Here is a 12,893-nt window from a genome sequence, read left to right as displayed (position 1 = left end):
ACTCCTCCTTATTGTAGCCTGTACCGGACATATTTGAGTAGTATAAAATTTTAAGGATTTTCTCTTACCTCAGGAAGGTGAGAATTGTGAAATGTAAATTTTGCTCAAAAGAAGCTTACATAAAACTCCATTATCCTAAAACGTATCTTTGCATTGATCACTTCATCGAATACTTTGAGAGAAAAGTTCAGAGAACAATAGAAAGGTACAAACTTCTCCGAAAGGATGAAAAGGTTCTCGTAGCGATAAGCGGTGGTAAGGACTCCGCGGTTACAGCTTATGTTCTTAACAAGCTAGGTTACAATATTGAGTGCCTCCACATAAACCTAGGCATAGGAGAGTATTCGAAGAAGAGTGAGGAGTTCGCAAAAAGGCAGTGCGATTTAATCGGGGCCCCACTCCACATAGTTCGGATAAAAGAAGTCCTGGGATACGGTATAGGAGAGGTAAAAACGAGAAGACCCCCATGCTCCTACTGCGGACTAACGAAGAGATACATAATGAACAAGTTCGCCTACGACAACAACTTTGATGCCATAGCAACCGGTCATAACTTGGATGATGAAGCCTCGTTCCTTCTCAACAATCTTCTGCACTGGAACACAGAATATCTAGCGAAAGGAGGCCCTCTGCTCCCCGGAGAGAATAAGTTCGTTAAAAAAGTAAAGCCCCTCTACGAGCTCACGGAGAGAGAAGTTGTAGCGTATGCCCTCGCGGTTGGCCTAGATTACATCGTCGAAGAGTGTCCACACGCGAGAGGAGCAACAACCCTCGACATGAAGGCAATATTAAATGAGCTTGAGGAGAAGAGGCCCGGAACGAAGTTCACGTTCGTAAGAGGGTACCTGAAAAAAAGAGGTTTATTTGAAGTCGAAGTGGAAAAGAAGGAGCTAAGAGAGTGCAAGATCTGCGGAATGCCGTCGAGTGGAGAAATTTGCGCATTCTGTAGATTCTGGGGGCTTAAAGAGCCCCTCACTTTTAAGGTGGATCGTGATGAAGATAATCTCCGAGGCACCTAGGGAAAGGGTTAGGCTACTCAAACTCGTTAAGCTCTATGCCCTATACTCTATCCTCTCTGCAATACTCTGCTCGATAATCGTAGGGGTTTACTTATTTAGCGAAAAGCCCCATAGGTCAATACTGTACCTAGTCGGAACTTTCCTTTTCGTGACGACGTATTTAATGCACCTAGACTTCCTAGATAGGCTGAGGAGAACTCGTTTTAATCTATACTGGATGTTTTTCAGAAGGTATTCACCTCCCTTCGGATCATATGGGTTCCTCCATATAATGATCTCCCTCGTGCTTGCCGTTGCAGACGTCCTAAAGGGAGGCTATGGAGTCTTAGCGGCTCTAATTGCTGTAAAAGGTCTCTTTGAGATAATACTATACGGTGAAATACGGTCCCTAATGGTTCTCTCATACCTCCACTTTGAACTGACTATGAACAACATAGACCTGCTCGTTATAATAGATCCTTTTTCTAAGTAAATCTTTTAGTTTTCTCCCACTGGAGCTTTCCTATTATCAGCCTAGCGAGCCCCCTCGTAGTGTAAACAACAGAAAACCCCACGAATATCAAGAAGTACAGAGGATATGCTAGAACAAAGGTCCAGTTGACGTGATACCTCATTCTTTTCTTTTCAACCCAGTTAGAATAAGCTATTGAGAACCAAAACAGGAGGAAAGAGAGAAGGGCCAGAATCAGGGAAACCTTTGGAGGTATTATTGAGGATGGCGGCTGCTCTATGAGCATTAAGTAAGAGTTAAGCACAATTGATGAGAACCAAAAAACCGGGACTAAATAGCTTAAAAGGTAAAAATGCTCTATGAAGGCCTCAGAGATGCTCGAGGCCCCTCTAATAACAGGCCAATAATAGTCAACCATAACCTGGAAGTGGCCTTGAGCCCATCTAGACCTCTGCTTTATGTAATGCTTTACATCCTCAACAGCCTCCTCCCACCCAACAACTCCATGATAATACCAGAACCTGTATCCTGAGATAAATGCTCTCGCCCAAAGCTCCGTGTCCTCGGTGACTACATCCTCATTAAAGAACCCAAGGCTTGACAAGTGATCATACCTAAGGAGAACTACAGTACCACCATTTTTACCATTTTCATTAAGCTTCATATCCCCCTCTATGGCAACGTTAAAACCAACGAGCCTCTCAAGGGTTACGAACTTAGTTATGAAGTTCCTCTTCCAGTTTCTAGGCCTAACGTTTCCCTGGATTCCTATAACGTAGTTTGGAGCTCTCTCCATTATCCTAACTAGTTTCCTTATTGCATCCCGGGGTATTATGTAGTCAGCATCGAGTATGAACACGAATTCAGGCTTTGGAAAGGCTATGCTTATTATCTCAAGCGCGTAGTTCAAGGCCTTGGGCTTTTTTCTCCCCCTCTCCGGGGGTACGTTTATTCCAACGACTCTATTATCCTTTCTCTCAAATTCCCTGAATATCTCGAGGGTTCCATCGGTTGAGTTATCGTTTATCAGGAATACTCGCATATTTTTGTAATCTTGGTTTAATACAGACGTTACCGTAGCTCTAATTACTGATTCTTCATTGTGGGCAGGTATGAGTACATAAACGAGCGGATCCAAAGGAGTTGGTGGATCATTAGGCACTTCAAAGGGATAGTCCCTTCTAGTGGCCAGCATTAGGAGGGAGTAGAAGATCGCACCAGAAAAGACCATGAAAAACAGAAAGATCAGTATGCCCTGCAAAACGAGCCAGAGAGGGAATATCTCAAGTAACCCAAGGACTAATAGTAGGTACAGATAGAATGTTGACTGAATTCTCAAGGAAGGTCTCATGAGTTATCGATAGTTTATTATATTGGATATTTTAAGAGGATTTGCGTGGCCGTGATAAAAATAGTCAATCCTTCATACCAAGTGGCGTTTATACGAGAGTTCTTGGAGGGAGGAGAGTTCATGGAATCCTCGAGCCAGGAAAGGATAGTCGCTCAAGGTAATGTGGGAAAAGCACGATTTAAGCTAATCTACGAATTCTCTACTGGAAATATAATCATCTGGACCCCCGACGAAGATATGAAACTAATATTATCAAGGCTCATAAAACACGAGAAATTCCTTCGGAACTCAATAATAGTTGGCTTTTCCCATGAACTTGAAGCTGAAGGAGATGGGTATACACTAATCAGAAAGAATAGAGGGACGGTGAAATTCATTAGGGTAGGTGAGGAGGCGTGGGTAGCCAGAGGAGAAGATGGCTGCTACTTTTCAGCTACGATAAGGGGACTAAGGGAGATTTTAGAAGAAATATAGCAATCGCCGGAATATTCATCGTTTGGTCAATTATTATCTTTCTACCATTCTATAGAGCTCCCGAAATCCCCGCCCTTCCTGTTGATGGAAATGGGCACTTGTTTAAAGTTTATAAGCTCATTCAGGATGGATGGAAGCCATGGATAAATGACTGGTACACGGGATATCCATTTCTCAAGTATTACCCGCCCCTCTCATACTTAGTCGCTGCCTTCTTTGGGAAAATTCTAGGAACACCTATTCGGGGACTAGCCATAACATTAACTCTATTTTCATTAATTGGAATGGCCTCCCTCTATAAGCTGACTAAAAACGTGCCACTGTCATTACTTTATCCAACACTGCTTGCGCACTCTCCAATAGTGACAATTGAAGGTGCATATCCAAGGCTGTGTGCACTTCTCGTAGCCCCAGCCTTCATCTTGGGAGCAAAGCTGATATTAGAGGGGAGTGCTAAAGAGATAACCCTCGGCTCAATGTTGGTCTCGATAGTCCTACTAACTCACCACTCGGCTCTCCTCCCCCTTGTAGTTCTAATGGCCGTCCTTTACTTAAGGAGAATCCCCAGCGGATATAATATAGTGAGAGCTATTGGAATAATTCTTGTGCTGACGGCTTTCTTTTACGTGCCATTTATCCTCGATTACAGGTACTCCAACTTCTTCACAATAACCAAACACCCATACTTATTCGAATATACGTCAATAAAACTTAAAGAGATCCTACTATCAAAGTACCTCCTCCTAATGGTCCCGCTGTTGCTTACACTGCTCTTGAGTGTTAGAAAAACCATTAGACACATTACATTAGCTGTCACGCTCATAATACTTGCAACGGGATACTATTCACCGGTTAGAAGCTTCTATAGCTTGCCACTGCTCTCCAAGATGCTTCCCTACAGATGGCTTGATGTTCTGCCTCTAGTTTTAGTCCTGGGAAGTTCTGAAGTCGAGAGGAAGTCAATTGTGAAGATAACAGCAGTTGCCCTAATTATCGCGGTAACTCTAGTACTACCCTACTCCATCGGAGGAATGCCCAAAGACTATTTGGAACTCGCTGAGTTCTTGAAAGACGAGAAAGAGAGGGACTGGAGGTTTTACGTTGTTCCAGCTGTCGCCCCCTATTCTTACCTCCCAGCTTTAACAGGTAAGCTAAGTCTAAACGGCTGGTACCATGAGGGCAACCCTGCGGATAAAGAATACTCTAGGATGGTGTATGTTGTTGACAGAGTGATACACCATGGCCAAGACAACAATCTCGCGGAGCACTACCTCCTACCCTATGCCGCGAGATTCTTCATAACGAGTATTCAGTCACCAGTTCCGAAACCCTACAAATACGTCGGAAAAATTGGAAGGTTCAGAATATATGAAGCTAATACGAGCTTCTTTACACCTGTAGATCTGCTAATCGTTGGGAGGTTCTATGACCTTCCCTACAGGTATATATACATGCCCTCACTTACTGACATACCCCAAGGGGTAAGAACTGTAATGTACTTAGGAGAACCCAAAAAGAGCGAAGAAAGAATCCTGTTAGGCTTTGTAAAGGAAGGAGGCACCCTGATTGTAATCCCTGAAAGGGCCGGAGAGTTCCTGGGCATTAAAAGCGTTTTAATAGCAATGCCCAACGTAACGGGGTTTGCACCATTCGTGTATGAGGGAAAAACATGGTATGGACCCGTCTTTAAGGGGAACCTGACCCCCATTGTTAAAGTGAGCAACTATACCCTCATCGGGTTTAAGGACGTAGGAAAAGGCCGTATCTATTTCATTGGTGGAAACTTACTCTTCCACTCACTTTACTGGAACTCAAGCAAGGAGCTAAACTTCATATTCTCCCTAGCCAAGCATGAAAACGCCTCTCTGGAGTATGGAAACTTCATAATTGGGGATACGATGTTTAGGGCAACTCTCAACTCCACATCAGGGGTAGCTGCCATAATCTCAATAGCATACTATCCATACTGGAAGGTCTACATAGACGGCAGAGAAGTGAAAGTTTGGAGGGACTACAGAACCGGCCTTATGGTTGTGAGCATCCCCAAAGGCGTTCACAAAATAGAAGGGGTGTATAGGGATCCATTTATTAACCTGCGGTATTACTCATTGCTAGGATGGGTGCTAGCTGGGGCATATGTCCTGACGAGAAGAAAGAAAACTGGAAAGATTAAGCCGATGAGGCCTCTTTCGGGCCCTGATCGGTGATGAGGGCCTCCCTAACCGAGGCTTTAAACTTCCCTGAACCTTATCCTCAGCCTCTCCTCCCCATCCAAAGGCAACATCACTGTGTAGCTAACGCCCTGCTGAATAAAATCCCATCCGCTTTCGCTCTGGCTTAAGGTTTTCACCGGGAACTTCCAAAGCATAACTTCCCTATCGAACTCAAGCTTAAATTTGCCAACAGCATACTTGTCGTCGACTTCAATCTCCCTTACATTGAGCACCTCAGGCTTCTCCATCACGCTCTGAACTGCCAAGTTAAGCTCTATCGCCAGGATCCCTTTCCCCGAGGCAACGTAGTCAACGACGAAGCCATCCTGCATTAGTCTAAACGATTTTTCTACCTTGAAGTCTTCCTCCTCGAACCAGAGATTGACTCCATTCTCAAAGACCTCAAAGCTATACGGCCTGGTGGGCAGTCTCAAGAGCTCATCGTTTCTAGAGAGCCTGAAGTCGTCAAGTGTAGTCCCTTCAGGTATTAGGTGATCCTGGAGCATGAACCTCTGGAACCTGTCGTAGGCAACTTCACCTCTAAGGTTTTCAGGGAGCCTTTTTTCAAGCTCATGTATACTCGAAACTCCCCCTCCGTTGTATGCAACATCAACACCATGGTAGTGCTCCCATCTCCTCGCTAGAACATCCGTATAGTTCACTAGCCTCCTCTTGCTTGAGAGCTCAACAAGAGAGCCCCCGTAGGAGGGCTTGAAAACGGCGTAGAAGTTATCTCCCTCGAGGAATACTTCCTCTCTGCCGTCAAAATCTATATCCTTTATGAAGCTACCCGTCTTTACGTAGGTGTTAGCCTTTATTATGTTACTCCAAATGGCCCTCCTTAGGTGGGGAAGGTATATTCCACCAAAGAGACCGTGCCAATAGGCATCGTTACACTGCGCCTTGAAGAGATACCTTCTCGCTTCTGGAATTTCCCTTACAAGCCTACTTACCATCAGCATTCTCTTGTGCATGTAGTTGCTCTCCGGGTACTTGTAGAAGAAGTTCTTCCAAATGCCTCCCCTCACGAAAACCCTATACTTCTCAAACATCCCCTTGAGCTTGAGCTCGTTTACAAACTCTACGAAAAGCTTTGCCTGCTTCGCTGGAAGAGACCACTCACTCATCTCGAAATACGAAGCTATTGGGAGGTAGACCAAGCCCTTCGGCCTGAACCTCTCCAAGTACTCAGTGTAGAGCATCAGGTTTATCCTCTCGTCCGAGGTGATACTTTCGAAGAACTTCTTTAACCAACCCTTTTCATAGACCCACTCATACGTCCCGGGCCATACTCCAAACTTCTCTCCATCGTCATGGAAAACCGCAACCTTGCTCTCGTCCTCTTCTTCAAGTGAGTGAAGGTAATCCAGAACTTGATCAACCGGCCTGAATGGGATTAGGTAGCGTAGTTTTTCATCTATTGGAAATACAACGATTGTCTCCCCTCCGTCTTCTGTATAGTACGGCCAGAACAGCTGCTCCTTGAGAAGCCCAGCACTCATGAAGTGGTAGTCATCGACGACGACGTACTCTATTCCGCTCTCCCTCAAAGTTTTCACTAACTCGGGCTGCCAAACCCTCTCGGTAAGCCAGACTCCCTTAGCTTCGAATCCCAGGCTTTTGGCCCATTCTTTCATGAGCTTTATCTGCTCCAGCCTGTCTTCCTTTGGAATTGCAGCTAGTACCGGCTCATAAAATCCTGCAACGACGATCTCTACTTGACCCCTCCTCACGAGGGATCTTAGAAGGTCTATGTACTCAGGCCTGTTTTCCTGAAGCCATTCGATTAGGGGTCCGCTTATGTGAATGGCAACCTTCATCCCAGGATACTCCTCAAGGGTTTCAAGGAAAGGTCTGTATGCCTTTTCATACGCCTCCTCAAAGACCCAACCAAAGTTGCCGAGGGGTTGATGATTGTGTATTCCAAAGATGAAGTTTATCATTCAAACCACCGTATAATCACTACGAGTGGTGAAGGTTTATAAGGAATTTGCTAAACAATCATAATTACCCTTTTATAATCCTAGGAGAATTAAAAATTTGGAGGTGTCAACGTGAGCAAGAAGCTTGTGGCGGTACTAGTGATATTCCTAGTCCTCCTGTGGTACGCCCTCAGAACCGCTCAAATACCACCTGCAAGCATTCAAGCATCAGCAGAAGTATTCTACATAAACAACGAAACCGTAACCATAGTTGAAAAGGATGGATGGGGGCTATTTACTCTAGAAGTAAAGCCCAGGGTCTCAGGATTTACGTTCGAAATTGAGTTTCCTGAAGGCACTGAATACTTAATCAAGGTCAACGGAAAGGAGTACAGGGGGAACACGACTTTCAAAACGACAATAGACAAGGATAGTGAAATTTACATAAACTTCAGGCTTCCAGACGAAGATACCAAGAAGCTCTATAGAGGGGAAGGTCAGTACTACTTAATAATAAAGGCAAGCAAGCTTCCAATATGGCACGTAGAATATAAGATAAAGCTAATTCCAAGGAAAGAGAAAGACTAGCCCTATCATTCTACCATTTTTACTAGCATTTTTACTAGCCCGAGTTCGTTTCTGAGCTCAGTCATACTTATCACTTCTCTCAACCATCATCATGTTCTGAATCTGAATATGACTATCATACCCTGAAAAGGCTTCTATTGAGATCAAGAATTGCAACTGCAATCGCTACACAAGGCGACTTGTTTAGAGCTTGCAAAATATGCACCAAACCCCAGAATACTAGGGAATCACTATCGCATCCCTTTTACCTACAAACCTGATCCTACTTAAGTATAGCATATTGACAGATAATGCTTCTATTATGAAGTAGTAAACGTACTGAGAAAAGAAAGCGAGCAAGGCTAAGGTTCTATCTCCAGATGAGAGTTTTAGAATGTGCCCATATTCTCCGAGTATCTTGGGTGATAAGCCTTAATGATAAGCGCGGAGGCAGTTATTAAAACCAATAGTAGATGGGCATAGAGAACCAACCAGTCACCCGAACGGGGTTTCCTTTCCACAGCTTACCCCCAGCTGGGGTTTAACAACCTAAAGAAAAGGAACATAAAGATAACCTCCAAGAACATTTATGCACTATAAGAGAGCAACTATCTAACAGGTTAAGATTTAGGCCTTGATGGGGATACTATATATTAATTAGGAGAAAAAAATAAAAACAATATTTCTAAAACAATGAAGTGATGATTAACGAGGATAACATTGATATTGGAATACTAATTACTGTTATATCTATCTTGTCTGGAGTCGTATTTAATAGCAATATAATAAGCGATATAATTAATCCATCTAACCCCACCCCAGTTATAGCTGTAGAGTTATCTCTTGTCATGCTATTTAGTTCCATAGGATACTATGTTGCAAGTATTAAACTGCCAGACATGAAGAGTGAATATAGAGAAATTTCTATAATGCAATCTGTGATATCTTTGGGAATATTGGCAGGCATAACTGTGTTTTGGGCTAGTACAAAGATAGTGACAATTAAAGAAATGTCCAATAGTTCATCACTCCTATTTTATGTGACTATTTTTGTAGTATTGCTATTGCTAATATACTCCGAATTTAAATTACGAAAATTAATAAGAAATATTCAAAAGTTATTTGGCATTATTAGCGATTCACAATCAATTTTGGGGATAAGTCTAATTTCTGTTAGCATAATCTTGTTGGTGGCCTTTGTATATAGTGGACTTAGTCATGTCTTCATGTTAATCATGCTAATATCTCTTCCTGCATTTGGAATAAAGATAAAGAAAGAGGCGCAAAAAATGGATGAGTCTAATAGGATAATACTATATAGAGTAAGCTCATTTGTTCTTATAATGAGCATAGGGGCAATTCTTAATTATAGCATACTTATTTTACATGCATAAATTACACAAAATAGGTGGGTTTAATCAGGATATTCTGTCCCTAAGGTTCATTTTGGATATCCTCATTGTTTTATACCTTGTCTATGTATATCTGTATATCATGTATACACATTACAACGCAAAGCACTTTCAAAAACTTCATATTAATATAGCTGAGGTGCTTGGGATAAGCTTTATTGCCTTCATGTTGTATTATGTGAGCTATAAGAAAAATAACCAGCTTCCTGGCCCTAACTATATCCCATTTATAGAACTTTCTTTGGTTATATATACATTTGTAGTAATTCCTACATATGCCGACTTTATAGAGGAGACTATTAAGAAAATTATTAAGATGGTCCAAAATATTTATCCGAAACCTTAACATTTCTAAAAAGGGATCAGCAAGAGATTTAAAATTAAAAAGCTATAGTTAAATTAGCCATTTCTTGACCTCCTCAATTGCTTCCTTGGCTTTTCCTAGGTCTTTTATCTTACCCTGGGCCAACTCCTTCCTTCCGCCGCCTCCACCGCCCGCTGTAGAGGTAATGACCTTTGCAAGATCTCCAGCCTTAAGGTCAAGTGCATTACCAACCGCGACTACAAAGTGTCCTTCCGTGCTTATCAACACCACAACCCTGTTGTCCTTCCTAAGCCTGTTGGCAGCTTCCCTAAGGTCGTTCATTGTTCCCTCCACTATGGCCCCTATGAACTCGATATCATTGACTTTTTCAACCTTATTCTCAAGCTCGTACACCAGCAACTTTGCGAGTTCCTTCCTGAGCTTCTCGACCTCCTTCCTCGCTTCCTTCCACTCGTTGAAGAACCTCTCAGCAGTCTCGGGAACCTTTTCTGGTGGAACCCTTAAGATCTGGCTGGCCTTCTTGAGTAGATCCCTTTCCTTCTGCCACTCTTTTACAGCTGCCTCACCGCAGGCGAAGATTATTCTCTCGACTCCATCCTGTATCCTCTCAGTCCTCAGTATCTTTATTGGACCAACTAAGCCCGTATAAGGCAGGTGGGTTCCACCACAGGCTTGAACATCCCAGTCCTCTATCTTAACGACCCTGATCTCTCTCCCTGGGACAACTCCACCCTGATAAAGGCGGAAGCCATACCTCTGCTCGGCCTCGGTCCTGGGCAACCACTCCCAAGTGACCTTCCTGTTCTCCATGACTACCCTGTTGGCCAGCTCCTCGATTTTCTTCAACTCCTCCTCGCTTATCCTCTTGTAGTGGCTTATGTCAAGCCTGGCCCAGTCCGTCGTTAATTGACTCCCAGCCTGCCAGACGTGCTTTCCTAAGACCCTAACCAAGGCACCCATGAGGACGTGAGTTCCCGTGTGGTGCCTCATGTGCTGTATTCTCCTGTCCCAGTCTATCCTGCCTTTGACCTTTACTCCTTCCTTGAACTTTCCTGGGTTCTCTACCTTGTGGAGGATAACTTTGCCAACCTTCTGAACGTTCGTTACCTTAACTTCCTCCCCATCAACTATGAGAACGCCGGTGTCGTAGGGCTGTCCTCCTCCCTCCGGATAAAACGCCGTCTGATCAAGTATCACCCAGTCATCTATCACCCTTAGAACGGTAGCTTCAAACTCCTTTATGAAGGGATCTTCATAATACAGGGTTCTCGTATCTGGGATGTCCTTAACGAGCTCGAAGTCGACGACTTCCTCTTCTTTTTCCTCTTTAGTTTTCTCGGCCTCCTTGGCGACGAGGCTGTAGAAGTTGTCGGGGATCTTGACCTCTACTCCTTCCTTCTCCGCAATTTCCTTGACTATCTCTGGGGTTAGGCCATGGCTCTCGTAAAACGTTATGAGCTTTTCAAGGGGTATCTCCTTTATGCCTTTTTTCTTCAGTTTGCTTATCTCCCTCTTCACTAGGTCTGAGCCCCTTCTCAGCGTTTCAGCATACTTCTTCTCCTCGAGCTCTATCATCTCGAGAATTATGTCCTCCATTTCCTTGAACTCTGGGAACGTCTTGTGGAGCTCCTTTATGTGCATGGCCACGATCTCGGCAAGAGGAACTTCAAGGCCAAGTTCTCTCAGATGCCTTATGCTCTTTCTTATTAAAAGACGAGCAAGGTAGCCGGCCTTTACATTCGACGGAATTACACCATCTGCAAGCATGAAGGTTAAGGCCTTGGTGTGGTCAGCTATCGCGTAAATAAGCTCGTAGGGCCTTATCATTCTCTCGAGCTCTTCCACGCTTATCCCTACGCGCTTGGCAACCTGCTCCCTCAAGTACCTCAGATCACCCATGTCCTCTATGTCAAACATCCCAGCCAGACGAGAGTTCTCCATGAGAATTCTCTCATCAATTCTCTCTATGCCAGCCATCTTCTTGAGGGGCTCAATTACATACCCCAGGACAGCATCGTAAGCCGTAGGAGTCCCCTGGCTCATCCACACCAAACGCTCAAGCCCATAACCAGTATCGACGACCTTGGTTTCCATTGGGACGTACTTCTCTCCCTTTATCTCCACTACTTGGTCAGGTGGAGCGTTCTCAGGGGCCTTCTTGTACTGCATGAAAACCAACGTGGCAACCTCAAGGCCACGGTAGAGCACCTCAAAGGCAGGCCCAGCGTTTCCTCCACCGGCCCAGGGGTTCTCCTTAAATGTTATGTCCTCAGGCTTCATCTTAAGCTCCTTTGTGAAGAACTCGAAAGCCAACTCAACAGTCTCGTCCATCCAGTAAATAGGCTTCCCTGGGTAGTTGAATGCATGATGAGCCATCATCTCAAAGATCGTGAAGTGCCTGCCGGTAATTCCTACGTTGTCTATATCAGTGAATCTTATGGAGGGCTGAGAGATTGTTAGTGGATTAGCCGGGGGATCTGCCTCACCGCTGATAACCCAGGGCTGGAAGTCCATGATTGAAGCTCCGACTAATAAAACGTCATCTCTCCACCTCGGCAGCACTGGGTAGCGCTTCACCCTCCCGTGGCCCTTTTTCTCAAAGAAGCTCAGAAACTTTTCCCTCATCTCGTCCAGCGTGTACTTCTTTGGAATTCCTGGCTTCCCTATGAACTGATACTCGTCACAGGGAGGATCACCACAGGTCTCTCTGTCAGGGTCAAGAGTCCAGAAGGGCTTCCCACAGACCTTACACTTCTTCCTTATCCATCCCTCTTCCTCAAACATTCTCGTTTTCATAACTAGCTCCATTTCACACCCCTGAAACTTCAAGGCAGGGAGGGGTTAAATATTTTCTTGATCTTTTTCGAACTCGTCTTCATCGATTATGATGAAGGGGATTTTCATCTTCTTCAGGAGCTCAATTAGCTGGTTGTACCTCTTCTCCAGCTTTTCGAGCTTGTACCTCAGGTTTCCGTTTTCAATGGCGAGGGAGGTTACCTCCTCGCTCTTCATTCTGAGCTGGGTGTTCAGCTCTATTATCCTATCTTCGAGCTCCCTAATTGACCTCTCCAACCTCTCAATTTCCTCCAGATACTCCTTGCACAGTCTTCTTTTTATCATGATATCAGCTCCGCGAACTGCTCATCATCCAATCAGGGG

The 12,893-nt window shown here is 44.3% G+C and carries 10 protein-coding genes; 6 read left to right on the top strand and 4 right to left on the bottom strand.

Annotated elements, in window-relative coordinates; all coding sequences use genetic code 11:
- Nucleotides 1–86 precede the first annotated feature (86 nt).
- Entirely contained in the window at nt 87–1,019 is a 933-nt protein-coding gene (gene ttuA, locus A3L04_RS02530; RefSeq protein ID WP_068576424.1) for a tRNA-5-methyluridine(54) 2-sulfurtransferase, read from the top strand.
- Nucleotides 994–1,491, top strand: a complete 498-nt coding sequence (locus A3L04_RS02525) for a hypothetical protein (protein ID WP_068576422.1) — start codon at nt 994–996, stop codon at nt 1,489–1,491. The genes ttuA and A3L04_RS02525 overlap by 26 nt, the downstream gene beginning before the upstream one ends.
- On the opposite strand, the gene A3L04_RS02520 is transcribed toward A3L04_RS02525, so the two are convergent.
- Nucleotides 1,484–2,821, bottom strand: coding sequence for a glycosyltransferase family 2 protein (locus A3L04_RS02520; protein WP_068576421.1), 1,338 nt, complete (start codon nt 2,819–2,821; stop codon nt 1,484–1,486). The two genes, A3L04_RS02525 and A3L04_RS02520, sit on opposite strands and share 8 nt — an antisense overlap.
- Before the next feature lie 45 nt (nt 2,822–2,866).
- Here A3L04_RS02520 and A3L04_RS02515 point away from each other — a divergent pair, with 45 nt between their 5' ends.
- Nucleotides 2,867–3,295, top strand: a complete 429-nt coding sequence (locus A3L04_RS02515; protein WP_068576419.1) for a hypothetical protein — start codon at nt 2,867–2,869, stop codon at nt 3,293–3,295.
- Nucleotides 3,217–5,502 (top strand): 6-pyruvoyl-tetrahydropterin synthase-related protein, encoded by a 2,286-nt coding sequence (locus tag A3L04_RS02510; RefSeq protein WP_068576417.1) that lies wholly within the window; start codon nt 3,217–3,219, stop codon nt 5,500–5,502. Before A3L04_RS02515 ends, A3L04_RS02510 begins: the two co-directional genes overlap by 79 nt.
- Before the next feature lie 23 nt (nt 5,503–5,525).
- Here the strand turns inward: A3L04_RS02510 and A3L04_RS02505 are convergent, their stop codons facing one another.
- Complete coding sequence (locus A3L04_RS02505) at nt 5,526–7,451, bottom strand: alpha-amylase/4-alpha-glucanotransferase domain-containing protein (protein WP_068576416.1); 1,926 nt, start codon at nt 7,449–7,451, stop codon at nt 5,526–5,528.
- A gap of 111 nt (nt 7,452–7,562) precedes the next feature.
- On the opposite strand from A3L04_RS02505, the gene A3L04_RS02500 reads away from it, so the two are divergent.
- Both A3L04_RS02500 and A3L04_RS02495 read left to right on the top strand, forming a co-directional pair.
- Nucleotides 7,563–8,018 carry a hypothetical protein gene (locus A3L04_RS02500; protein WP_068576414.1) on the top strand — a complete coding sequence of 152 codons (456 nt, stop codon included), beginning with the start codon at nt 7,563–7,565 and terminating at the stop codon, nt 8,016–8,018.
- A gap of 680 nt (nt 8,019–8,698) precedes the next feature.
- On the top strand, nt 8,699–9,391 hold the full coding sequence (locus tag A3L04_RS02495) for a hypothetical protein (RefSeq protein WP_157895682.1): 693 nt from the start codon (nt 8,699–8,701) through the stop codon (nt 9,389–9,391).
- A gap of 412 nt (nt 9,392–9,803) precedes the next feature.
- On the opposite strand, the gene alaS is transcribed toward A3L04_RS02495, so the two are convergent.
- Both alaS and A3L04_RS02480 read right to left on the bottom strand, forming a co-directional pair.
- Nucleotides 9,804–12,542, bottom strand: a complete 2,739-nt coding sequence (gene alaS, locus A3L04_RS02485; protein WP_068576410.1) for an alanine--tRNA ligase — start codon at nt 12,540–12,542, stop codon at nt 9,804–9,806.
- A 33-nt stretch (nt 12,543–12,575) separates the two neighbouring features.
- Nucleotides 12,576–12,854 (bottom strand): hypothetical protein, encoded by a 279-nt coding sequence (locus A3L04_RS02480; protein WP_068576408.1) that lies wholly within the window; start codon nt 12,852–12,854, stop codon nt 12,576–12,578.
- Nucleotides 12,855–12,893: the final 39 nt, after the last annotated feature.

This window comes from Thermococcus chitonophagus (assembly GCF_002214605.1).
Classification (GTDB): Archaea; Methanobacteriota_B; Thermococci; order Thermococcales; family Thermococcaceae; genus Pyrococcus; species Pyrococcus chitonophagus.
The sequence above is the reverse complement of the archived record's forward strand: the minus strand, read 5'-3'. Positions and strand labels throughout refer to the sequence as shown.

Excerpts from the sequence above, each read along its gene's own strand:
- A3L04_RS02525 (WP_068576422.1), top strand. The coding sequence starts at position 994 with ATGAAGATAATCTCCGAGGCACCTAGGGAAAGGGTTAGGCTACTCAAA.
- A3L04_RS02520 (WP_068576421.1), bottom strand. The coding sequence starts at position 2,821 with ATGAGACCTTCCTTGAGAATTCAGTCAACATTCTATCTGTACCTACTA.
- A3L04_RS02505 (WP_068576416.1), bottom strand. The coding sequence starts at position 7,451 with ATGATAAACTTCATCTTTGGAATACACAATCATCAACCCCTCGGCAAC.
- A3L04_RS02495 (WP_157895682.1), top strand. The coding sequence starts at position 8,699 with ATGATTAACGAGGATAACATTGATATTGGAATACTAATTACTGTTATA.
- alaS (WP_068576410.1), bottom strand. The coding sequence starts at position 12,542 with ATGGAGCTAGTTATGAAAACGAGAATGTTTGAGGAAGAGGGATGGATA.
- A3L04_RS02480 (WP_068576408.1), bottom strand. The coding sequence starts at position 12,854 with ATGATAAAAAGAAGACTGTGCAAGGAGTATCTGGAGGAAATTGAGAGG.